Origin of the sequence: Rhodococcus sp. ACS1 (genome assembly GCF_002300155.1) — a bacterium.
GTDB classification, from domain to species: domain Bacteria; phylum Actinomycetota; class Actinomycetes; order Mycobacteriales; family Mycobacteriaceae; genus Rhodococcus_F; species Rhodococcus_F koreensis.
Genome location: NZ_NSDZ01000005.1, coordinates 1210553 through 1233911, shown reverse-complemented (window position 1 = coordinate 1233911; position 23359 = coordinate 1210553). Strand labels below are relative to the sequence as shown.

20 protein-coding genes are annotated in these 23359 nt (G+C 68.4%); 11 read left to right on the top strand and 9 right to left on the bottom strand.

Annotated elements, in window-relative coordinates:
- Nucleotides 1-15: 15 nt before the first annotated feature.
- The 3 genes from CJ179_RS26435 to CJ179_RS26425 all read right to left on the bottom strand — a co-directional run bounded on the left by CJ179_RS26435 (nucleotide 16) and on the right by CJ179_RS26425 (nucleotide 4403).
- Nucleotides 16-801 carry an IclR family transcriptional regulator gene (locus CJ179_RS26435; RefSeq protein WP_072943123.1) on the bottom strand — a complete coding sequence of 262 codons (786 nt, stop codon included), beginning with the start codon at nucleotides 799-801 and terminating at the stop codon, nucleotides 16-18.
- A 283-nt stretch (nucleotides 802-1084) separates the two neighbouring features.
- The gene (locus CJ179_RS26430) at nucleotides 1085-3508 is read right to left on the bottom strand and encodes an ATP-dependent Clp protease ATP-binding subunit (protein WP_095863350.1); all 2424 of its coding nucleotides are present in this window, start codon (nucleotides 3506-3508) and stop codon (nucleotides 1085-1087) included.
- Nucleotides 3509-3722: 214 nt separating this feature from the next.
- Nucleotides 3723-4403: a TetR/AcrR family transcriptional regulator C-terminal domain-containing protein gene (locus tag CJ179_RS26425; protein ID WP_095863623.1), complete on the bottom strand. Its 681-nt coding sequence runs from the start codon at nucleotides 4401-4403 to the stop codon at nucleotides 3723-3725.
- Between the two features lie 95 nt (nucleotides 4404-4498).
- Here CJ179_RS26425 and CJ179_RS26420 point away from each other — a divergent pair, with 95 nt between their 5' ends.
- The 5 genes from CJ179_RS26420 to CJ179_RS26400 are packed head-to-tail and all read left to right on the top strand — an operon-like array spanning nucleotide 4499 to nucleotide 9232.
- On the top strand, nucleotides 4499-5596 hold the full coding sequence (locus tag CJ179_RS26420) for a hypothetical protein (protein ID WP_095863349.1): 1098 nt from the start codon (nucleotides 4499-4501) through the stop codon (nucleotides 5594-5596).
- A 24-nt stretch (nucleotides 5597-5620) separates the two neighbouring features.
- Nucleotides 5621-6181 (top strand): ester cyclase, encoded by a 561-nt coding sequence (locus tag CJ179_RS26415; protein WP_072943118.1) that lies wholly within the window; start codon nucleotides 5621-5623, stop codon nucleotides 6179-6181.
- Nucleotides 6182-6207: 26 nt separating this feature from the next.
- Entirely contained in the window at nucleotides 6208-7764 is a 1557-nt protein-coding gene (locus CJ179_RS51420) for a zinc-binding dehydrogenase (protein ID WP_179377644.1), read from the top strand.
- Nucleotides 7764-8576, top strand: coding sequence for an MBL fold metallo-hydrolase (locus tag CJ179_RS26405; protein ID WP_095863348.1), 813 nt, complete (start codon nucleotides 7764-7766; stop codon nucleotides 8574-8576). Before CJ179_RS51420 ends, CJ179_RS26405 begins: the two co-directional genes overlap by 1 nt.
- Nucleotides 8573-9232 carry an NAD(P)-dependent oxidoreductase gene (locus CJ179_RS26400; RefSeq protein ID WP_095863347.1) on the top strand — a complete coding sequence of 220 codons (660 nt, stop codon included), beginning with the start codon at nucleotides 8573-8575 and terminating at the stop codon, nucleotides 9230-9232. Before CJ179_RS26405 ends, CJ179_RS26400 begins: the two co-directional genes overlap by 4 nt.
- A gap of 20 nt (nucleotides 9233-9252) precedes the next feature.
- Here the strand turns inward: CJ179_RS26400 and CJ179_RS26395 are convergent, their stop codons facing one another.
- Nucleotides 9253-10266 (bottom strand): Lrp/AsnC family transcriptional regulator, encoded by a 1014-nt coding sequence (locus CJ179_RS26395; RefSeq protein WP_072943110.1) that lies wholly within the window; start codon nucleotides 10264-10266, stop codon nucleotides 9253-9255.
- 141 nt (nucleotides 10267-10407) lie between these two features.
- On the opposite strand from CJ179_RS26395, the gene CJ179_RS26390 reads away from it, so the two are divergent.
- From CJ179_RS26390 to CJ179_RS26380, 3 genes are all read left to right on the top strand, one after another.
- The gene (locus CJ179_RS26390; protein WP_095863346.1) at nucleotides 10408-11883 is read left to right on the top strand and encodes an MFS transporter; all 1476 of its coding nucleotides are present in this window, start codon (nucleotides 10408-10410) and stop codon (nucleotides 11881-11883) included.
- Between the two features lie 28 nt (nucleotides 11884-11911).
- On the top strand, nucleotides 11912-13177 hold the full coding sequence (locus tag CJ179_RS26385; protein WP_095863345.1) for an amidohydrolase: 1266 nt from the start codon (nucleotides 11912-11914) through the stop codon (nucleotides 13175-13177).
- Nucleotides 13178-13251: 74 nt separating this feature from the next.
- The gene (locus tag CJ179_RS26380; RefSeq protein WP_095863344.1) at nucleotides 13252-15276 is read left to right on the top strand and encodes an APC family permease; all 2025 of its coding nucleotides are present in this window, start codon (nucleotides 13252-13254) and stop codon (nucleotides 15274-15276) included.
- On the opposite strand, the gene CJ179_RS26375 is transcribed toward CJ179_RS26380, so the two are convergent.
- Complete coding sequence (locus CJ179_RS26375; RefSeq protein ID WP_095863343.1) at nucleotides 15245-16861, bottom strand: FAD-dependent monooxygenase; 1617 nt, start codon at nucleotides 16859-16861, stop codon at nucleotides 15245-15247. The genes CJ179_RS26380 and CJ179_RS26375 overlap by 32 nt on opposite strands.
- A gap of 102 nt (nucleotides 16862-16963) precedes the next feature.
- A complete protein-coding gene (locus CJ179_RS26370; protein WP_095863342.1) occupies nucleotides 16964-17728 on the bottom strand; it encodes an ABC transporter permease in 765 nt (254 codons plus the stop codon).
- A gap of 130 nt (nucleotides 17729-17858) precedes the next feature.
- Between CJ179_RS26370 and CJ179_RS26365 the strand changes: the two genes are divergently transcribed.
- Nucleotides 17859-20183, top strand: coding sequence for an ATP-binding cassette domain-containing protein (locus tag CJ179_RS26365; protein ID WP_072943102.1), 2325 nt, complete (start codon nucleotides 17859-17861; stop codon nucleotides 20181-20183).
- Here CJ179_RS26365 and CJ179_RS26360 read toward each other — a convergent pair.
- Nucleotides 20180-20401 carry a hypothetical protein gene (locus CJ179_RS26360; protein ID WP_072943100.1) on the bottom strand — a complete coding sequence of 74 codons (222 nt, stop codon included), beginning with the start codon at nucleotides 20399-20401 and terminating at the stop codon, nucleotides 20180-20182. The two genes, CJ179_RS26365 and CJ179_RS26360, sit on opposite strands and share 4 nt — an antisense overlap.
- 286 nt (nucleotides 20402-20687) lie before the next feature.
- Here CJ179_RS26360 and CJ179_RS26355 point away from each other — a divergent pair, with 286 nt between their 5' ends.
- Entirely contained in the window at nucleotides 20688-21092 is a 405-nt protein-coding gene (locus CJ179_RS26355; protein WP_072943098.1) for a C40 family peptidase, read from the top strand.
- A gap of 82 nt (nucleotides 21093-21174) precedes the next feature.
- On the opposite strand, the gene CJ179_RS26350 is transcribed toward CJ179_RS26355, so the two are convergent.
- Nucleotides 21175-21516 carry an Lsr2 family protein gene (locus CJ179_RS26350; protein WP_015888735.1) on the bottom strand — a complete coding sequence of 114 codons (342 nt, stop codon included), beginning with the start codon at nucleotides 21514-21516 and terminating at the stop codon, nucleotides 21175-21177.
- A 140-nt stretch (nucleotides 21517-21656) separates the two neighbouring features.
- Here CJ179_RS26350 and CJ179_RS26345 point away from each other — a divergent pair, with 140 nt between their 5' ends.
- Nucleotides 21657-21842, top strand: coding sequence for a hypothetical protein (locus CJ179_RS26345; protein WP_072943097.1), 186 nt, complete (start codon nucleotides 21657-21659; stop codon nucleotides 21840-21842).
- A 20-nt stretch (nucleotides 21843-21862) separates the two neighbouring features.
- Here CJ179_RS26345 and CJ179_RS26340 read toward each other — a convergent pair whose 3' ends face one another.
- Nucleotides 21863-23308, bottom strand: coding sequence for an SLC13 family permease (locus CJ179_RS26340; RefSeq protein WP_338051557.1), 1446 nt, complete (start codon nucleotides 23306-23308; stop codon nucleotides 21863-21865).
- Nucleotides 23309-23359 lie beyond the last annotated feature (51 nt).

The window sequence follows — 23359 nt, the reverse complement described above, 5'->3', positions numbered from 1 at the left end:
AAGCGCGAGCACGCCTCAGGACGGGTAGCGGCCGCCCAGCGTCCTGGTGACCTGCTCGGCGCTGCCGACGAGCAGATCCACCCACTTCTCGCACTGCTCGCGGGGCATACGGAGGGTCGGCCCGCTGATCGCCAGCGCGCCGAGCACGTCGGCGGATGAATCGAACACGGGCGCAGCCAATCCCGAAGCGCTGTCCTCCCGCTCCCCCGCCGTGATGGCGTACCCGTCGGCGCGCGCCTGGTGGATCAGTTCGCGCAGCACCGCGGTGTCGGTGACGGTGCCCTCCGTCATCGGTTCGATGGGTCCGGCGAGGACCTGCTCGGTGAGGTCCGGGTTCCAGGCAAGCAGCACCCGACCAGCCGACCCGGCGGGCAGCGGGACGATCTTTCCGACGTACATGTTCCGTCGCAGGGCGTGCTCGGTCTCCGCGATGGCCACGCACACGCGGTAGCCCTGCTCGACCCGGAAGAAGCTGGCGGTCTCACCGGTGGCGTCGCGGATCTCCTTCAGCACCGGCGTGACGACGGCCAGCACGTCCAGTCCCTTGGTGGCCGTCGCCGCCCAGAACGCCATCTTCACGCCGATCCGGATCTGGTCGCCGGACCGGTCGAGGAATTCCTGCGCCACCAGGTTGCTGACCAGCCGTTGGACCGTCGACGTCGGCAGGCCCGTGGCCTGGTGGATCTCGCCCAGCGTCATCGACGGACGCGACAGGCTGAAGGCATCGAGGATCTCCGTGATCTTGCTCAGCACCAGCAACGGCTGGTGTTTGGAGGTCAATTCGCCGTCTTCCGCTCGCATACCCACGACGATAGTCGCCCCCACCAGCACGTGAGTACCGAAGGAGGGCGGAACACACTTCGGCACTCACGTGGGGGTGAACCGACTGTCGCCACACGTGCGGGGATCTCGCGCGGCGGATCCGCGACATCGATCTGCAAGTGCAGAAGGAGAATTGGTTACAGGTGACGGTGCACACCTCATCACCGGGTGCTGATCCGAGACGGCGAGGGCGGGCAAGGGGCTACCCACACACGTGAGTGGCAGAGCGTGCGGAAGCACACTCTGCCACTCACGTCGGGGATCAGCCGACCACGAGGTCCAGCTCGTCGCCGGACACGCCGACCGCGATGCTGCCACCCTCGACCAGGACGTCGTCGAGCAGCAGATCGGCGATCCGATCGTCGACGGCCCGCTGGATCGACCGGCGCAACGGACGTGCCCCGAACTCGGGCTGGTGTCCGTGCTCGGCGATCCAGTCGACTGCGGCGTCGCTGAACGAGATCTCGATGCCCTTGGACTGCAGTCGCTTCCGGCTGTCGTCCAATAGCAGGTCGGTGATCCGGTGCAGCTGATCGGTGTCGAGCTTGCGGAAGATCACGATCTCGTCGATCCGGTTCAGGAACTCGGGACGCATCGACTCGCGCAGCCGGCCCATCACCCGATCCCGCAGCGGCTTCTCCGACGCCTCCGCGTCACCGGTGCTGAAGCCCAGCGCACCCGACTTGCTGGAGATGATGTCGGACCCCAGGTTGCTGGTCATGATCAGCACGGTGTTCTTGAAGTCCACCGTCCGGCCCTGACCGTCGGTGAGCCGACCGTCGTCGAGCACCTGCAGCAGCGTGTTGAACACGTCGGGGTGCGCCTTCTCGATCTCGTCGAGCAGGATCACCGAGTACGGGTTCCGGCGGACCTGCTCGGTGAGCTGCCCCGCCTCCCCGTATCCGACGTAGCCGGGAGGAGCACCGACGAGCCGGCTGACCGTGTGACGTTCACCGAACTCGCTCATGTCGAGCCGCAGCATCTTGTTCTCGTCACCGAACAGTGTGGCGGCCAGCGCCTTCGCCAGTTCGGTCTTGCCGACACCCGTCGGTCCGAGGAACAGGAAGCTGCCCACGGGACGGTCCGGATCGTTCATGCCGGTGCGGCTGCGGCGCACGGCCCGGGCGATGGCCTTCACGGCGTCGTCCTGGCCGACGACTCGGCGGTGCAGTTCGTCCTCGAGCCGGCGGAGACGTTCCTTCTCCTCCTCCGTCATCTGGCTGGCCGGGATCCCGGTGGCCCGCGACACGACCTCGGCGATCTGCTCGGCAGTCACCTCGGGCGTGGCGTCGGAGACTCCGACGGCCTTCCCGTCGATCCGGGCCTGGACCTCCATGGCCTCGTCGCGCAGTCCGGAGGCCTTCTCGTACTGCTCGTCGGCGACGGCCTGCTCCTTGGCCTGTTCGAGTTCCGCGAGCTTCGCCCGCAGGGCCTCGACGTCGACGCTCGGCATCCGCAGCCGCAACCGGGCTCCGGCCTGATCGATCAGGTCGATCGCCTTGTCCGGCAGGAAGCGGTCGCCGATGTAGCGGGCCGACAGTTCGACGGCGGCCGTGATCGCCTCGTCGGTGTAGCGGACGCCGTGGTGCTCCTCGTACCGGTCACGGAGACCGGACAGGATCGCCACCGCATCGTCGACGCTTGGCTCCGCCACCGTTACCGGCTGGAAGCGGCGCTCGAGCGCCGGGTCCTTCTCGATGTGCTTGCGGTACTCGTCGAGCGTCGTCGCACCGACGATGTGCAGCTCACCGCGGGCCAGCTTCGGCTTGAGGATGTTGCCCGCGTCCATCGCGCCGTCGGCGCCGCCACCGGCACCGGCGATGGAGTGGACCTCGTCGATGAAGACGATCAGCTCGTCCGAGTGGGCCGAGATCTCGTCGATCACCTTGTTGAGGCGTTCCTCGAAATCGCCGCGGTACCGGGTGCCCGACACCATGCTCGACAGGTCGAGTTGCACGATGCGCTTACCCGTCAGACGGTCGGGTACGTCGCCGTCGACGATCCGCTGGGCCAGGCCCTCGACGACCGCCGTCTTACCGACGCCGGCCTCACCGACCAGTACCGGGTTGTTCTTGGTGCGGCGCGACAGGATCTCGATGGTCTGCTCGATCTCGTCGGCGCGCCCGATCACCGGGTCGACTCCGCCGCCGCGTGCGCGTTCGGTGAGGTCGAAGCCGTATTTGTCGAGCGTGGGGGTCTCGGAGTCCGAGGACTCCTCCACCGATCCGCCCTGCACCGCGGTCTGCAGGCGTTCCGGGGTGATGCCTTCGGACGCGAGCAGGCGTCCGGCGGCGTGGTCCTGATCGGCGGCGAGCGCCAGGAAGAGATGCTCGGGATCGATGTACGTGGAACCGAGAGCGCGCGCGAGCTGGTGTGCCTCGAGCAGCGCGGTCTTCAGCGCACCGCTCAGTGCGGGTGTCGTGAAGCCGGACGTGTCGCGGCCCTGAGGCAGTCGCAGTTCGACGGCATCGGCGACGGCCGACGTGTCGGCGCCTGCGCGGCGCATCAGAGAGGTGACGGGGTCGTGTTCTGTCATGACGCGCAGAACGTGGAGTGCATCGAGTTCCGCGTCGCCACGACCTGCGGCGAAGCGGGCAGCAGCAGCCATGAGCTCCTGGGTGGAGCGACTCATGAGCCGACTGATGTCGATGCGACCTGGGCCCTCCGGCCCGAAGAATGCTGGCATTCCTCAGCCTCCTATAAGTTGAGCGTTACTCACTCAACTAACGTGCCAACCCTGCGATCAATTCCCGTGAGGGAGGAGTGGGCGAGCGCGGGCCCGGGGCCATGAGTCCGGCCGGCGGCGCACACCCCGCTGAACAGCGGGTATTGCCGGACCGGGAGCTCGCGCCTTCGCGGGTGTGAGCCCCGTCACCAGGCCTGTCGGTGAACGATGCGACTCAGCCGAGGCGGCATTCGAGGGCATCGATGAGGAGCCCGAGCCCGAAGTCGAACTCCTGCTCGTGGTCGCACTTCGCGAGGTGCGGCGCAGCCGCCCGTACGCTCGGCAGCTCGACCGCCTCCAGTGTCCGCTGTCGCTCCGTCGCCATGTCCGGATCGCTCAGCGCGAGAGTAAAGGCCGCTTCCGCCTCACGCAGCAGCGTGCCGGTGATGAAAGCGAGCATCGTGCGAAGGCAGTGCACGGCAACCTCGGGCGATGCCCCTGCGCGCAGAAACGCGGCGAGCGCCACCTCCAACGGTTCGAGGGTGATGAGCGATTCCACCGGACGCGTCAGCACGAGCCTCGCTGCGCGCGGGTGTTCGGCGAGGGCAGCACCGCGGAAGGCCCGGGCGATGGCGGTGAGGTCTTCGCGCAGATCGCCGCAGGAATCCGGAACCACCATCCGGGACAGGATGAGCCCGGCGATTCCGTCAAGCAGAGCGTCCTTGTTCTCGACGTGGTTGTAGAGGCTCTTGGGGTCGACCCCGAGCACACGCGCCACGGTGCGCATGCTGACCGCCTCGACGCCTTTGCCGTCGACGACATCCATCGCGGCCCCGAGGATCGCCTGCCGGGACAGGGTCGATTGGCCGGCCGGCGGCCGGCCGCGGCGAGTCTCCGGTCGTATCGCGTGGCTCATGGATCCCATCCTCGCATCCCTTGACATTTAAATCCACATCGTGGGTAAATGGATGAAACCCACGGTATGGGTTTTTGGAGCGAGAGGAACCGACCATGGTGTTGCAGTGGAGTACCGACGACCTCGTCGACCTGACCGGTGTCGGAGACGCCGTCGAGGTGCTCGATCGCAAGATCGAGGGCGGACCCGGTGCCCGGCTACGCGACCTACGGACGCGCGGCGCGGACTTCCGCCGGGAGTTCGCCGCGACCGGGATGCCGCAACGGGTCGACACGTGCGACCTCGTCACCCTGCCCTACCCCACACGATTCGGACTGTTCCGGGCATCGCGGGCGATCGCACCGTTCCTGTCCATCACCAACCGGATGCTGGTGATCCGGTGGAACGACAGCGACGGCAGGCAGCGGGTGCTGCTCTTCGAACCGAGCGACGTGAAACTCGGGCGTAATACGCCGTACTTCGCCGAGCTCGCCCGGCGTACGCCGGCACCCATCATCAAGCGAATGGTGGTCGAGCACGGCACTGTGCTCGACCACCTCGCGCACCTGCGGATCACGCCGGACGAGGTCGACTACATCGTCTTCGATCATCTGCACACCCAGGATCTGCGCCGCTGGGTCGGGACGACGGCCTACCAACCGGACCTGAGTGAGCAGCCGGACGCGGTGTTCCCGAACGCGAAGGTGATCGTCCAGCGGGACGAGCTGACCGCGATGTCAGACCTGCACCCGCTACAGACCCCGTGGTACCAGACCGACACCTACCGCGACGTGCCCGTGGATGCGTTTGCACCGATCGACGGCTCGGTTGTGCTCGGCCCCGGCGTCGCCGTGATCAAGACGCCCGGCCACGTGTTCGGCAACCAGAGCCTTGCGCTCAACACCTCGACCGGAATCTGGGTGAGCAGCGAAAACGTCATCGCCGCCGAATGTCTCACACCGGAACACTCCGGGCTGCCGGGCCTGGCCCGCTGGTCGGCCTCCTGGCAGCAGGAGGTCGTGCTCAACGCCAACACGATCGAAACCACGGCCGACCAATACAACTCGATCGTCCTGGAGAAGTCGATCGTCGACCGCAGCCAGACCGACTCCCGCTACCTGCAGTTCTTCCCCTCCAGCGAGCTGACCCCGATGTGGACCAACCCGGGCACAAAGCCCACCTTCAGCCACCACGCCATCACCCATCAGTCCTGAGCGCCGCACCCCGAGGAGACCGCAATGTCGCGCCACACCATCCCCACCGAGGACGTCCTGCGAGCACGGGAGAAGCTCGTGCTCGACCACTTTCACGACGAAGTCCGCCAAGACTGGGACGACGTGCTCGACACGTTCCCGCACCCGCACTACGAACTCATCGCGAGCATGACCGTCCACGACGGCGACGGCCCCGTTCGCGGGTACTACCACGACACCCGGGTCGCCTTCCCCGACCAGGACCACGAGATCATCGCCCTGCGCCACAGTGCGGATGCGGTGATCGTCGAATTCTGGCTCATGGGAACTCATCTCGGTCCGCTCGGCAAGATCCCGCCGACCGGCGGCCGGCATCGCACTCGGATGACCGCCTACTTCATCTTCGACGAGGACGAAAACCTCGTCACCGAACGAATCTACTTCGACCAGCTCACCATCCTCTCGCAACTGCTCGGCAGCCTCGACAAGAAGAATCCGCGCGACCTGCTCACCCTCGGCCGCGCCGTCGTCGGATTGCTGGCGATGGCCGGCAGCGAACCCGATCCCCGACTGCTCGACACCACCGCCCCCGACCTGACCCACTGACCCTCGTCCTACAAGGAGAAACCATCATGCGTGCTCTCATCGGCGGCCTCGAACCGGACTGGGTCGCCAAGGACGACACCGCGATACCTGCCATGAAACTCGGCGCCCTGCGCGTGCGGGTCATCGCCGCGGCCCTCAACCGGGCCGACCTCTACATGCTCGAGGGCACCTACAGCCCGAACCTCAAACCCGGCGACGTCTACCCCGCAGGTATGGAGTTCGCCGGCGTCGTGGAGACCTCGAGCCCGCTGGCCCCGCAGTACCCGGTCGGCACCCGGGTCATGGGCGTGACCATGGGCGCGTTCGCCGACTACGCACTGTGCGACCCGCGCATGGTCCTGCCGATTCCCGAGAGCATGTCGTTCGAGGAAGCCGCGACCCTGCCCGTCGCCCTGGCCACCGAGAACGACGCGCTCACCCAAGCCGGATTCACCTCCGGCAACAGCGTCCTGATCGTCGGCGGCACCACCTCCATCGGCCTCATCTCCATTGCGCTGGCCAAGGCACTCGGCGCGGGCACGGTCATCGCGACCACCACCAGCGCCGACAAGCGGCCGGCCCTGATCGACGCCGGCGCCGACGTCACGATCGACACCACCACCGAAGACCTGCCCGCCGCCGTCCTCGCCGCGACCGGCGGTCGGGGAGTCGACGTCACCCTCGACCACATCGGTGGCGAACTCTTCGCCCACCTCCCCGCCGCCACCCGGATCGGCGGCACCATCGTCAACATCGGCCGCCTCGCCGGCCCCGGCACCAGCCTCGACCTCGACCAGCTGGCGTTCCGGCGGCAGCGCCTCATCGGCACCACCTTCAGCGTGCGCACCCCCGACGAACTCGGCGAGGTCTGCGGCGCACTACACGCCGCCGTCCTCCCCGCCGTCGCCGCGGGCCGCATCCAGCCCCGGATCGACAAGATCTTCCCGTTCGAGCGGGCCATCGACGCCGCCGAGCGACTGCGCTCCAACGAGGCGCTCGGCAAGATCCTGCTGTCGTTCGCCGACGGCCCCGCCGAGGAGCCCGACCACCGCGCGCCCGTCGCCAACTTCTTCGGCAGCATCACCCAGCTCGGGTACGTCGTCCACGACATCGACGCCTCCATCGAGGGTTTCGTCAAGTGCGGCATCGGGCCGTGGTTCCTGCTGCGCAACGTGCAACCCGAGAACTTCACCTACCGAGGCCGACCCTCCGGGATGGCAATGGATGTCGCGGTCGCCAACAGCGGCAACATCCAGATCGAGATCATCACCCCCGTCAACGACGAACCGTCGATGTACCGGGACTTCCTGCACGCGGGCAACGAGGGTCTGCAACATTTCGCCTACTGGTCCACCGACTACCAGGACCTGTACGACCGGGCACTCGCCGCAGGATTCGCCGTCGGCCAGGAAGGACAACTCGGCGGCCCCACCGGACGCTTCGCGTACCTGCAGACCGAACACCACCCCGGCACCTGCATCGAGATCTCGGACCTCGGCGGCGCCAAGGCGCAGCTCTTCGAGTACGTGAAGCTGGCCGCCGAGAACTGGGACGGGACACATCCGGTGCAGGTCATCGACCCCGCAATGCTTGCGGCCGGCTGATGCGGGTCCACCACCTCAACTGCGGCACCATGCGACCGCCCGGGACACCGGACGGGCTGGTGTGTCGTGTCCTGCTCCTCGAGACCGACGCCGGCCTCGTCCTCGTCGACTCCGGCCTCGGCCTGCGCGATCCCCACGACCGCGCGAACCGGTTCGGCCCGGCCAGGTTCTACGTCCGGCCCGCCTACGATCCCGACGAGAGCGCCTGCCGCCAGATCACCCGACTCGGATTCGATCCGGAGGACGTGCGGCACATCGTGCTCACCCACTTCGACGCCGATCACGTCGGCGGCCTGGCCGACTTCCCGTGGGCACGGATTCACCTGACCGCCGCCGAAGCATTCGCGGCACTGCACCCCCGGGGCGTGACGGAAAAGCAGCGATACCTACCCGGCGAGCGAGACCACCACCCCGTACTCGTCGAACACACCCCCTCCGCATCGGAGGCCTGGCGCGGCTTCCCCGGCGCCCAGGAACTCACCGGCATCGCCCCCGGCATCGTCCTGATCAACCTGCCCGGCCACAGCCGCGGCCACGCAGCGGTCGCCGTCGACGCAGGCGACCGGTGGATCCTCCACGCCGGCGACTCCTTCTACCACCACGGCCAGATCGACGGCACCACCAAGGCGCCCAAGGGGCTACGCGCGATGGAACGCCTCATCGCCCACGACTGGGACAAGGTCAAGGCCAACCATCAGCGGCTCACCGAACTGTGGGCCACGGCCGAACCCGACCTGCTGCTCGTCAACGCCCACGACCCGCACTTGCTGCGCGAGGCGCAGCGACGCAACCGAAAGGACCCTTCCCCATGAAGCTCGCACTGATCGGCGCCACCGGCGGCACCGGACTCCAGATCATCGACCAAGCAATCGACCGCGGCCATCACGTCGTGGCCTACTGCCGCCGCCCCGACGCCCTGACCCCGCGACCCGGACTCACCATCGTCGGCGGCCACCTCGACGACCGCGACGCGCTCGCAGCGGCACTGTCCGGCGCGGACGCCGTCCTGTGCACGATCGGCCCGAAGGCCGGACTGGCCGGCATGTTCGGCGTCACGGTGATGCAGGACAACCTGCCGCTCATCACCTCCGCCATGCGCGACGCCCACATCGACCGGCTGATACTGCTGTCGGCCTACGGCGTCGGTGACACCGCGCGCACCGCCTCACCCCTGGCCCGGTTCGCTTACAAGACACTGGTCGCCTCCGCGTACCGGGACAAGGAAATCTCCGAAACCGCCTTGGCCGCTGCCGGCCTGGACGTCACTCGCGTGCTTCCGGTCATCCTCGACGACGGACCGCTCAACCCCCATGCCACCGTCCGGCCCATGTCGACAGTCAGAAAAGTGTCGGGCCTGCCCAAGGTCTCCCGCGCCACCGTCGCCGCTGCCATCCTCGACGCCGCCGAGAGCGGCGCCACCACCGGGGAACGGCTGCTCGTGTCCGCTCCTGGCACCATATCGGGCTGACCGGACGAACGCCGTTCCTGCTAGTCCCCCGACCACGGCACGATCTGCATGGGCAGTTCGTCCTCGTCGAACACCCGGCCCATGCGTTTGCGGACGCCGAGAACGAGGCACCGGTCGAGGATGCGGACCGCGGGCAGTTTCTGCTCGACGACGGCTTCGAGCCCTTCGACGTCGGAGAGTCCACGCAACCACACCGACACCAGAAGATTGGCAGGCCCGGCCACCGACAACACCGTCCGCACCGCGGGCAGCCCGCTCAGGTTGGCGCCGACCCTGGCCATCTGGGCGGCGGGAACGCGGAGGAAGTACCACGCGCAGACGGGATACCCCGAGGCCCAGCGCGGCATGTCCGTGCGGAATTCGAAAGCGCCCGACGCGAGTGTCGCGCTCAGCCGTTCGCGCGCCCGCCGTGTGGAGGTCCCGAGGGCCTCCGCGACAGTCCGTGTGTTCGCACGACCGTCGCGGGACAGGATGGAGATGATGTCGCGTTCGGCGACCGGCGGACGGGCGAACATCGCCGAGAGCCGGGCGTCGTCCCGGCGCCGGGCAGCGTCGATCGCGCTCGACTCGTCGGCGTCGAGGGCGCGCAGACGCCACTGCGATGCCCCGGAGATCGCGGTGATCACCGGGTGCGTGCGGACGGTGCGGACGTCGGGGATGCCCGCGACGCGGGACACGACGTACCGGTTGAACGCTGTCGGGTCGGGGCAGCCGACGGTGAGGATCAGGTCGCGACCACCCGAGGCGACGTCGACGGACATGCACTCGGTGTCCTGGGACAACTCGGTGATCACCGCGTCGATCGACCCGGCAACGCACTCGACCTCGACGATCGCGCCGCGCGCGGCATCGGACATCGGCGGCTGGGCCGTCACCCAGGCCATGCCCCGTTCGCTCAGCCCGGACCACCGTCGCGCGAGAGTCACCGGGTCGGCCCCGAGGATCGGCCCGAGTTGCGACCACGGCACCCGCGGCCACACCTGCAACGCGTGGATAAGTCGAAGTTCGTCCTCCGTGGGCGTCTTCTCCTGCATATCAGCACCTCTTCAGCGTCAACTTCTGCGCATTTACACCGCAGAAACTCACTCACCCGACACTCGGACGCATCAACTCTGTCGTTTCGCTCATATTGTCATGTCGCCTCTCGGGGCGACCTGCACCATTGGAGGTCACACATGGGAGCACTCCGATCCCCCATCCCCACCGGCTCCGGTTCCGACCGGCGTCTCGGCGCCGCGGCCGGCTTCGTCGGGTTCCTCTTCGCCATGGAACTGTCGAGCGGATTCCTCCAGGCCTGGTTCAGTCCGGTCCTCTCGGCGATCGGTGAGAAGTACTCGGTCGGTCCCGCCGACCTGAACTGGGTGCAAACGAGTTATCTGCTCGCGACCGCGGTCCTCGTGCCGGTGCTCGCCAAGATGGGCGACCAGTACGGACACAAGCGAATGCTCGTCGTCGCGACGGCGATGGTCACGGTCGGCAGTGTCGTGTCGGCGCTCGCCCCGACGTACGGCATCTTCATCCTGGGCCGGGCGATCACCGGCGCACTCGCGGCGTTCCTGCCGCTCGAGTTCGCGATCGTGCGTGAGCGCGCCGGGGAGCAGTCCGGGAAAGCGATCGGTTTGCTGGTCGGCGGGCTCACGCTCGGCGCCAGCGTCGGCGTGGTCCTGTCCGGGGTCCTCGCATCGTTCCTGAATCTCACTGTGCTGCTTCTCGTTCCGGCGGCGCTCATGGCGATCGCGCTCGTCGTCGTGGTGTTCTTCGTCCCCGAAACGACGGCGCGCACGTCGGGCCGCCTCGACTGGGCCGGGGCGATTCTCCTGGGGGCGGGACTGGCGTTCGCGTTGTTCGCGATCAGCACGGGCAACAGGTTCGGGTGGACGTCGGGGCCGGTGCTGGGCGGGCTCCTGCTCGGCGGCACGCTTCTCGCCCTGTGGGTGGTGCTCGAGCGGCGGGTGTCCTCGCCGCTGGTGGATTTCGCGATGCTCTCCGGCCGTGCCGGTGTCGGGCTGCCGATCCTGCTCGCGGCCCTGTTCGGTGCCCAGTTGTTCGGCAGCCAGACCCCGATCGCGCTCTTCGTCGGCACCGACCCGGCAGCGGCCGGATTCGGGCTCGGCTTGTCGTCGTCGCTGATCGGGCTGGTCCTCGTGTTCGCGTCGATCGCGGCGTTCGCCGGCACGTTCGCCGGACCGCGGCTCGGTGCGCGGGTCGGCGATATCACGGCCGTCATCGTCGGCGCTGTCACCGCCGCACTGGGGTACGCCCTGCTCACGGTGCTGCACTCGGACACCGTCAGCGTCCTCGTGTGGCTCGTCGTGTCCGGTCTCGGCAACGGCATCATCATCTCCGCGCTCCCCAACGTGGTGGTGGCACGGGCGCCGCGGGACTCGGTCGGCATCGCATCGGGCCTCTACAACAGTGCCCGCACCGTCGCCGGTGCCATCGCCGGCGCCAGCTTCACGGCGGTGATGTCCGGGTTCACCGCGACGCTCGACGGCGGTTCCGTGATCACGAGTGAGGCGGGGTACCAAGCCGTGTGGGTGATCTGCGGGCTGCTCTCGCTCGCCGTCGCCGGCCTTGCGGTGGTGACCCGAGGACCCGCCGCCGACCGCACTGCGCCCACCGTCACTGCCGTCGCGCCCGCCGAGGCGTGATTACCGTTCCCTCCAGAAAGGAAAGTTCATGACCGACACCGCAATTGCCGGCGACATCGACGTCTCCGGCGGCCCGAACGCACCAGCCGAGGAGTTGAAGCGACGCGTGGAGGACACCGTCCTCGAATGGCGCGACCGCCTCGTCGCCACGAGCCACGACCTGCACGCCCATCCGGAACTCGCGTTCGAGGAACATCGTTCGGCGGCGCTCGTCGCCGACCTGCTCCGCGATGCCGGTTTCGCGGTGGAAGTGGGTGTGTGGGGGCAGGACACCGCTCTCGAGGCCGTGTACGGCAACGGTGAGCTGACGGTCGTGGTGTGCGCCGAGTACGACGCCCTCCCCGGCATCGGGCACGCGTGCGGCCACAACATCATCGCGACTGCCGGGGCGGGGGCGGCGATCGCGTTGTCCCGGGTGGCGGACGAACTCGGCATCCGGGTCAAGCTTCTCGGGACGCCGGCCGAGGAGAAGGGTGCGGGCAAGGCCCACATGCTCGAAGCCGGCGCCTGGGAGGACGCGACGGTGTCGCTGATGGTCCACCCCGGTCCCGGCATCGTCGTGCCCACGGCGGGGAGCACGTCGCAGTCCCGCGACCGGTTCCGGGTCGAGTTCACCGGGCGGGCGTCGCACGCGGCCGCCGCACCGAGCGTCGGGATCAACGCGGGCGACGCAGCGACGGTGATGCAGGTGGCGGTGGGGCTGCTGCGGCAGCACCTGCCCGACACCGTGCGCGTCAGCGCCGTCACGCTGTCCGGTGGCGACGTCTCCAACATCATTCCGGCGACCGCGGTCGTCGAGGCCGAGGTGCGATCGTTCGACCTCGCGGAGACCGCCGAACTGAAGAAGAAGGTGCTCGCCTGCGTGGACGGCGCCGCGACGGCCACCGGATGCAACTACGCCGTCACCCCTGTCGACCCGATCTACGAGCCTCTCGTCCAGCACCCGTTCCTCGCCGACCGTTTCGACGCGGCCCTCGGGCATCGGGGCCGGGTGATGACACCACGGGACGGCGGCGTACTCGGCGGCGGATCGACCGACATGGGCAACGTCTCCCAGGCCCTCCCGTCGATCCACCCGTTGATCGGAGTGATGGGTTCGACGGCCGCGCCGCACACAGCCGCGTTCGCGGCCGACGCGATCTCGCCGGGCGCCGACGACGCCATCGTCGACGGGGCCTACGCCCTGGCCGCGGCGATCGTCGACCTCGCCACCGACGACGAGGCGCGGGCCGAGGTTCTGGGGCGCCAGCGCACCCGGGCCCCCGGCGCCACACGCCGGCCTGCGTACGTGTAACCCTCCGGCGGGGTGCGGCGCGGCCTGAGAGCGAAAACCCGCGCTGCACCCCGCCGCGGTTCTACGCTGAACTGGTGGTGGCTCTCGTTCGAGCGGTCCGGCGGCTGGCTCTGGGACGCCCGCTGCGCAGTGACGATCTCGGGGAGCAGTTGCTGACCAAGCGTCTGGCGCTGCCGATCTTCGCGTCCGACCCGCTGTCGTCCGTCGCGTATGCGACGCAAGAGATCCTGCTGATCTTGTCCCTGGGCGGTCTCGCGTACTTCTATCTGACACCGTATCTGGCGGTCGGGGTGGTGGTGCTTCTCGCCGTCGTCGCCCTGTCGTACCGCCAGGTGGTGTACGCCTATCCCAGCGGGGGCGGCTCGTACGAGGTGGCCACCAAGAATCTCGGCCCGTCCGCGGGCCTGACGGTGGCGTCCGCGCTGCTCATCGATTACGTGATGACGGTGGCGGTGTCGGTCTCGGCGGGCGTCGACAATCTGATCTCGGCGGTGCCCGCGCTGAACACGCACCGGGTGACGCTGGCCGTGGCGTTCGTGGTGCTGCTGACGGTGATGAACCTGCGCGGGATCCGCGAATCGGGGACCACGTTCGCCTTCCCGACGTACGGGTTCATCGCCGGTGTGATGATCCTGATCGTGACGGGGTTCATCCGCGTCGCGGCCGGTTCGACGCCCGTCGCCGAAAGTGCCGGCTACACCATCGAACCGGAACTGTCCGGGCTGACCGGTCTGGCCCTCGTGTTCTTCGCGCTGCGCGCGTTCTCGTCCGGATGTACCGCGCTGACGGGGGTCGAGGCCATCTCCAACGGGGTGCCCGCGTTCCGTAAACCGAAGAGCGCCAACGCCGCGAAGACCCTCATGGCGATGGCGGCGACGGCGATCGTGATGTTCGCGGGAATCACCGCGCTGGCCATCGTCACCAAGGTGCACGTCGCGGTGAACCCGTGCGATCTGATCGGGTTCGCCGGAAACTGCGAGACCGACCCGCAGCGCACCGTCATCGCCCAGATCGCGGCCGCGGTGTTCGGCGGCACCACCAACTTCGGCTTCTTCTACGTGCAGGCCGCGACCGTGCTGATCCTCGTGCTCGCCGCGAACACCGCATACAACGGCTTCCCCCTGCTCGCGTCGGTGCTCGGCCGCGACCGTTACCTTCCCGTCCAGCTCAACACCCGCGGCGACCGGTTGGCGTTCAGCAACGGCATCGTGCTCCTCGCGGTGACGGCGGGCGGACTGATCGTCCTGTTCCACGCGTCCGTCACCCACCTCATCCAGCTGTACATCCTCGGTGTGTTCACGTCCTTCACCCTCAGCCAGGCGGGCATGGTCCGGCACTGGAACGGTGTGCTGGCAACCGAATCCGACTCCCGCGAACGGCGACGCATCCACGGCAGGCGGGCGCTCAACGGCTCCGGCGCAATCCTCACCGGCACCGTCCTGGTCATCGTCACGATCACGAAGTTCACCCAGGGCGCCTACCTGGTGGTCATCGCGATGCCGATCCTGTTCTTCCTGATGCGCGGGGTGCGGCGGCACTACGACCGGATCGCGGCACTCCTCGTCGTCGACGAGGACAGCTTCACCCTCCCCTCCGATGTGCACACCATCGTGCTGGTGTCCGTGCTCAACAAGCCCACCGCCCGCGCCCTGGCGTACGCCCGCGCCACCCATCCGACGACCCTGGAAGCCGTCACCGTACTGGGCGCCGACACCACGAAACTGCAGCGGGAGTGGGACAAATACGAGATTCCGGTGCCGCTGAAGGTCCTCGAATCGCCCTACCGGGAAGTCACCGGCCCCATCGTGGGATATGTGAAATCCGTCCGGAAACGGATTCCCGGCGGAGTCGTCACCATCTTCATCCCCGAGTACGTGGTGGGTCACTGGTGGGAACACCTGCTGCACAACCAGAATGCGCTGCGCCTCAAGGGCCGGTTGCTGTTCACGTCCGGGGTGATGGTCACGAGCGTGCCGTGGCTGCTCGATTCGGCGACCCGGGCCGGGGCACCGCTCGGCAAGCCCGCGCCGGGTGACATCCGGCGCGGCCTGCCCACCACCGTCGAACTCAGCGGAAAGTCGGCTTCAGATACCCGGTGAGACCGTCGACGGCGACCGGACTCTGCCGGAATCCCAGATAGCCGTCCGGACGGATGACGAACGCGGCGGCACCCTCGGCACCGTAGGCGCGGGCGAACTCGCCGTCGCGGTCCCGGATCAGCGGCAACACCGTTTCCCCGACCTCGGCGGCAGGCGACGCGACGAGGTACGTGTCGACGAGTCCGCCGGTCGCCGCGTCCACCGACGTCGCGGCGGCCTCGAGCAGTTCGAGCCCGCGCGCGTCGACCGAGTCGTCGGCGTACAGCAGCAGCGTGTGGTTCGGTCCCGCGAGGAGCGTGAACAGCCGGAGGGGAAACGCGACCGTGGTGCGGGTCAGCCCGCGGGCGTCCGGCGCCCGGCTGCCGGGCGCAAGGCCCGCATTCGACGCCGGTTCGCCGACGATCGCACTGTCCGCATAGCTGATGAGGAGTTGCGCCTCACGGCGGATCACGTAATCGGGATCCGACGACCCCGCCCCGATCCCCTCCCGGGCGCTGCGCACGGTGCGTCCCACCACCTCCTCCCCGACGGGCCGCCGTTCGGCGTCGTAGCTGTCCAGCAGATCGGGGGCCGCGGCACCGGACACCGCCAGCGCGACCTTCCACGCCAGGTTGTGGGCGTCCTGGATGCCGGTGTTCATGCCCTGCGCACCGGTCGGCGGATGAATGTGCGCCGCGTCGCCCGCGACGAACACCCGGCCGCGCCCGTACGAGTCGACGATGCGGTGGCTGATCCGGAAGATAGAGGACCAGCGAAGGTTCGACGCCCGGGTCGGCTGGGGCGACAGCCGGTCGAGCACGGCCTGGATGTGGCTCAGCTCGGGTGCCGGTCCGGCCTCGAATCCGTGCGCGATCTTGTCGGCCGCGGGAGTTCCGGTGCCGGCGAGATCGCTGGGCACCAGCATCGACATCCGGTAGCGGCGGCGCCCGGGCAGCGGAATGCACACGAGCAGGTCGTCGGTCTCGCCGTCCGTCTGATGCATCGACCGGATTCCGTAGCCGCGCGGCATCGCCCAGTCGACCTCGACGTCGCCGAGCATGTACTGCTCGACGAACGCGCCGCCCTCGAAGGTGAGGCCGAGCCCCTTGCGGACCACGCTGTGGGCGCCGTCGCAGCCGAAAAGGTACTGGGTTCGGACGGTTTCGTCGCCGTCCGCCCCGGTGACCGTGGCGACGACGCCGTCGTCGTCCTGCTCGAACGCCGTCAACCTGGTTCCGCGTTCGATCGTGGTGCCGAACGTGGCCAGGTGACCGGTGAGGATGCGTTCGGTCGCGTACTGGGGCAGCCCGATGAATTCGAACGGGATGTCCGCCGGGAGCGACAGGTCCAGCCGGGCGACCTCGTCGCCGTTGACGTACACGATTTGTCCGAGCATCTCGATCGATGCGTCCAGGATGTTCCGCAGCACACCCATGCTCTCGAACACCTCGAGGGTGCGCGGCTGGATTCCCACCGCCTTCGCGTACTGCGGGGGCTCGAGCAGCGGATCGATGATGCGGCAGGCGACGCCGCGCCTGCGCAGTTCGATCGCCGCCGTCAGACCGACGGGACCCGCTCCGACCACCAATACCTCGGGATGCACCACACGACACCACCTCGTCAGCAGGGACCGACCACCGCCCAGTATGCGGGACCGGCCACGGGATCGACCGGCGTTCGGGCCAGACAGAGGCAGTAGCCGGAGATTTCAGGTGGGCACGGCGTGCGCTCGCGGCCGGCGGACGGCCTCCCTGGCCACCAGTTCGATCGTCACGGCCACCGCGCAGGTCTGCGCGAGCAGCAGCCCCACCAGTACGAGGATCTGGACGGCGCCGGCCTGAACGGCGGACCCGCTCGCGAGCAGCACCCCGACGAACGCCCCGGGCAGGGTGACCAGCCCGACGGTCCGGGTCTGGTCCAGCCCCGGAAGCAACGCGTCCGAGGCGGCGGACCGGACCACTTCCAGGCGGGCGTCGCGGACGCTGAGTCCGAGACTGAGCCCCGCCTCCACCTCACCCCACCGCTGTTCGACCGCGTCGAGCCCGCGCCGCGCCGCGAGGGAGGTGGCCGTCATCGCGCCGCCGAGCACGATCCCGCCGACCGGAACGAGAGCGACACCCTCGAGCGGAACCACCCCGCTCACCAGCATCAACGGCAGAACGGTGCCCACTCCCGCCGCGAGCGCCAGCGCCAGCCACCAGGCGGACCGCCCGGCCTTCGCGCGCCGAGCGGACGTCGCCACCGCCGCCGCGAACATGACGACCAGCACGAGGACCGAGGACCAGAGCTGAGCGAGAGCGGCGGCCAGGATCAGGGACACCGCGGCGAGCTGGGCGGCGCCCCGGATCGCCGCGGCGGGCACGACCAGTGGACTACCGAGTCGAGTGAAGCGGTAGACCACGGCCGCGCACACGACCATCACCGTGCACAGCACGGCCAGTCCGACACCGGGATTCGCCAGGGACGTACTCACCCGGCCCAGTGTTCCTCACTCGCGGCCCCGGTTCGGGAGTACCCGTTCTGCCCACGCGGCCGGGGGAGTGCGTGCGACCATGGAGGAGTCGACGCTCTACGCCCGATGACGCTGACCGGAGGCCGTGGCGATGGACGACCGGGCGAACACAGCTCACCCGCGGGTCGTGGTCGAGACCCAACACGGCCGCACGAGCCACAGCGCGGGCAAAACCGTACGCATCGGCCGGGATCCGCAGCTGGAGGTCACGATCGTCGACCCCGTGGTGTCGCGCGAACATGCGCAGCTCACCTGGGACGACGGCTGGCAGCTCGTCGACTCCGGCAGCAAGAACGGGATCTACGTCGACGGTGAGCGCCGCGAGAACGTCCCCGTCACGAGTCCCGTCCGCGTCCGCCTGGGTGATGCGACCGAGGGTCCGGTCGTGCGGCTCTCGGTCGAGGATCCGGACGCGACGCGACAGGACGTGGGCGCCCGATGGGACGAGTCGACGATCAGCGTCGGGACACCCCGCCCCCCGGCCGAGGCACCGCACGAGGAGACTCCGGCGGGATCACTCACGGTGGGGCGGTCACCCGACAACGACATCGTCGTCCGGGACGTGCTGGCCTCACGCCATCACGCCATCGTCCACCACGTGCCGTCCGGCCTCGAGATCGACGACCTGGGGAGCGTCAACGGAACGTTCGTCGGCGGCGCCCGGGTGTCGCGCGCGCACTTGACCGACGGCGACGTCGTCACGATCGGCAACACCGATTTCGGCGTCCGGGAAGGGCGACTCGTTCCCCGGCGGGTGGTGGCCCCGACCGCGGGTGGTCTGCGCGTGGACGGCGTCGGACTCACCATCGAAGGCGGGCGGCGCCTGCTCGAGGACGTCACGTTCACTGCCCAGCCTGGCAGTCTCACCGCGGTGATCGGCCCCTCCGGCGCGGGTAAGACGACGGTGGCCACCATCATCTCCGGTTCGGAACGTCCGACGGAAGGCGTGGTCGAGTTCGAGGGACGCAGCGTGCACGCCGAATACCAGGTGCTGCGCTCCCGCATCGGGATGGTCCCCCAGGACGACGTCGTGCACCGCCAGTTGACCATCCGTCAGGCACTCGGCTACGCGGCGGAGCTGAGACTGCCGCCGGACACCAGCCGAGAGGACCGCGAGGAGGTGATCGCGACGGTCCTCGACGAACTGCAACTGTCCGAACACGCCGACACGAGAGTCGACCGGCTGTCCGGCGGACAACGCAAACGCGCGTCCGTCGCGATGGAGTTGCTCACCGGCCCGTCCCTGCTGATCCTCGACGAACCGACGTCGGGCCTCGACCCCGCGCTCGACCGGCAGATCATGGCGACGTTGCGCCGGCTGGCCGACTCGGGCCGCGTCGTCGTCATCGTCACCCATTCGCTGTCGTACCTCGAGATGTGCGATCAGGTGCTGCTCCTCGCACCGGGCGGCAAGACCGCCTACGTGGGCCCGCCGGACCGGGTCGGGGCCGCGCTCGGCAGCACCGACTGGGCCGACATCTTCGCCCGGGTCGCGGCCGACCCCGACGGGGTGTTCGCCGACTACCGCGCCACCCGCCCGTCGGTGGAGGTGCCGGCCCCGAGCCCGCCGGGACCTCTCGGCAGTCCGGCGCACACCTCGCGGCGCAAGCAATTGAGCACCGTCGCCCGCCGCCAGGTGCGGCTGATCCGCGCCGACCGCGGGTACCTGATCTTCCTGTCCCTGCTGCCGTTCGTGCTCGGCGGGCTGGCCGTGCTCGTGCCCGGCGACACCGGGTTCGGCCCGTCCGGCCTCGACGAATCCGGCGAACTCACCCAGATCCTGGTCGTGCTGATCCTCGGCGCAGCCTTCATGGGATGCTCACTGACCATCCGTGACCTGGTCGGCGAGCGCATGATCTATCACCGCGAACGTGCCGCCGGGCTGCTACCGTCCGCCTACCTGACAGCGAAGATCGTCGTGTTCTGCGCCGCCGCGATCGTGCAGTCGGTGATCATGGTGGTGATCGTGTTCGTGGGCAAGGGTTTTCCGGGCCGGGGCAGCCTGATTCCCTCCGGCTCCGTCGAACTGATCGTGGACATCGCCGTCACCACCTGCTCCTGCGTCCTCGTCGGTTTGGCGTTGTCTTCGGTGGCGCGTTCCAACGAGCAGGTGATGCCGATGCTGGTGGTCACGATCATGGTGCAGCTGGTGATGTGCGGAGGATTGATCACCATCACCGGACGCAAAGTCCTCGAACAGCTGTCGTGGCTCTTCCCGTCCCGCTGGGGGTTCGCGGCCGCCGCCTCGACGGTGGACCTGCGCACCAACGCCACCGGCACCGAGCCCGACACACTGTGGCAGCACGCCGCGTCGTGGTGGCTGCTCAGCATCGCCATGCTGGTGCTCATCAGTTGCGTGCTCGGGGTCGTCACCTACGCCCGGCTGCGGCTGCGCGGTTCCCGCCGTGCCGGCTAGCTCAGTTCGACGACTGTCCCCAGGTCGTGCACGTGCTCCCGGTCCGAATGTTCGGGGTCCGGCGTGATGTCGCCGCGCGCCGTGTGAGCCATCGTTCTCGCCTCGCCCGCGACGAAGGCGACCGGCACGGCCACGGCAACGGACAGGAGGGCGGCTCCAGCGTCGAACGCCAGCCGCGCGACGCCGAGGGCACAGTTCGCGGTTTGTCGGATCGTCATCGTCCGCCTTCCTCCATCCCAGCCCACAGGACGCAGCGGACCACTCCTCTTTGCGTAAGCATTACCTGTTCGACGTTAATTGGGGGCATGCACTACTCGCGAGTACCAAACCGACCAGATCGCATAATTTTGGCGCCGGACCTCGAACCCGGCGACAAATGAACGGAAGACAGGCACATATCCGGGTAATTCGGCCGGTGCGTCCGGCCCGTGTCGGGGCCACCCTGTAATCAGAGCGCGCCCCGCAGACGCGACACCACACCGAGCGCACTGGAGTACCGACGGCATGAACCCCCACACCGGAAACCACGGACTTCACCTGGTTCAGACGTTTCGCGCCGATCCGGTCCGGCCGGGACGCCACGCCCTGCGCGCCGCCACCACCAGAATCGGCATCGCCTGCACCCGCGGCGCCGGCGACCACCGCGCCTTCGACAGCTCCGGCCTCGTCCAGTGGGCGTACAAACAGGCGGGCGTATCGGTTCCGCGCACCACCCACGAGCAACTCCTGCACGGAACCGCCGTCGACCGGGACGACCTGCAGCCCGGTGACGTCGTCCTCTTCTACGGTGGCGGCCATGCCGGGATCTACGCGGGCAACGACACCGTCGTCCACGCCCCCGCCCCGGGACGACCGGTCACGCGAGTGGCCTTGAACTCCATGTCGTTTCACGCAGCGCGACGGTACTGACGGCTGCGTCCGAAGACCGCCCCCAGCCGGCCCGGTCGGGGGCGGCTGGGGGCGTCGTTCGACCACCCGCGACGACGCGGTCTCAGTGCGCCGCGTTGTACGCTTCCTCGATCTGGGCGGGAATACGTCCGCGCGCGGACAACTCATAGCCCTGCGCCGTCGCCCATTCCCGGATTTCCTTCGCCTGCCCACGCCCCTGCGACGGATCCACCGCAGTGGTCGACCGGCGCTTCCTTCCCCCGACCCGAGTCGCATGCTCGATGTAGAAGTCGAGAGTCTTGTGGAATTCCCTGGCGTTCTTGAGCTTCAGATCGATCTCGTAGTCGACGCCGTCGACTGAGAACGGAATGGTCTCCCCCTTACCGCTCTTGATCGGAGTTCCGTCGATGTCGTCGATGCGTTCGACAACAACTTTGCGCGCCACAGTTCCACTCCTTCATCGTCGATAACCCGGGGAACACTACGTCGAAGTATTGTTCACCTGCCAATCCCCGACAGAGCTTTCGACGTGCAGACCCGCGAGCGTCTGATTGGCGCACCCCGGAGTCGGGGTATCCGTCGGACATGACACCGAAGGACGATTCCGGACCGAAGACCACGAGCACCGACAGCGGCGCCCCCGGCGCGGACAAAGACGTGATGTCCGATCCGGCCGAGGACGACAAGGGTTCCGGCGCCGACTGGAGCGGCGAAGGTGGCGCAACCCTCGAGGGGCCCGCCACCGACACCGACTCCGACTCCGACGACTAGGTCACCGGGGGACGACTAGGTCACCAGGGGATCTGCCCGAGGACCACACCGACCACCAGCATCGACAGCGACACCAGCGCCGCGCGCCACAGCACCTTCTTGTGATGGTCCGCCAGCGGGACACCCGCCAGGGTCACGAGCAGGAGGATGGCCGGGACGAGGGGGCTCTGCATGTGGAACGTCTGGCCGGTGATGGAGGCGCGGGCCATCTCGACCGGCTCGATGCCGTACGTGGACGCCGTTTCGGCGAGCACCGGCATGACGCCGAAGTAGAAGGCGTCGTTGCTCATGAAGAACGTGAACGGCAGGCTCAGGATGCCGGTGATGACCGCCAGGTGCGGTCCGAGCGCGGCGGGGATGATCTCGAGCAGCCACTGCGCCATCGCCTCGACCATTCCGGTGCCCTGGAACACGCCGGTGAGCACGGCCGCGGCGAACACCATCGCGACGACGGAGACGATGCTCGACGAGTGCCGGGTGATCGCTTCCTGCTGTTCCTTGACCCGCGGGAAGTTGACGGTCAGCGCGATCGACGCGGCCACCATGAACAGCACCGGAATCGGCAGCACGTCCATCACGAGCACGACAAGCAGCGCCACGGTCACGAGCATGTTGAACCACAACAGCTTCGGTCGCAGCGTGGGCCGCTCGGGGTCGAGGCCGTCGACGAAGCCCTGGCCGTCGTCCGAACCGGCGTCGCCGGAACCGCCACCCGTCCGGGGTGCGTCACCGCTGCCCCCGGAGCCCGAGCCCGAGGCGGAGCGGCGGAGGCCGGAGCCGGCGGAGACGAGAAGACGCTCGTCGGTGAGTTCGAGTGTGCCGATGCGGCGGCGTTCGCTGTAGCCGAGCTGCACGGCGAACAGCAAGACGACGACGAGACCGACCACCAGCGACGGGATCATCGGGACGAACACGTCGGACGGCGAAATGCCCAGCGCCGAGGCGGCCCGGACCGTCGGCCCACCCCACGGGACGATGTTCATCGCGCCGTTGGCCAGGCCGGCGACCACCGTGAGCACGACGGGGCTGACCTTCAGCTTCATGTACAGCGGCAACAGCGCGGACGTGACGATGATGAACGTCGTGGATCCGTCACCGTCCAGCGACACCACCATCGCGAGGACCGCAGTGCCGACGACGAGCCGCATGGGGTCGTTGCGGACGAGCCGGAGGATGAGTTTCACCAACGGGTCGAACAGGCCGACGTCGATCATGATCCCGAAGAAGATGATCGCGAAGAACAGCAACGCGGCCGTCGGGGCCAGCGATTTGATCCCGTCGGTGATCATGTCGCCGATGCCGAGACCCGCCCCGGCCGCGATGCCGAATGCGACCGGGACGGCGATCAGCCCGACCACGGGAGTGGCCCGTTTGGACATGATCAAGAACATGAACACGGCCACCATCAGAAAGCCGAGTGCTACCAGCATTGCCACTCCTCGTCCGAGCTTGCACCGCGATGTGATCGCGATAACAGCCAGTGTCGGGGGGAGGGACGCTCACAGTCACTGTTGCGT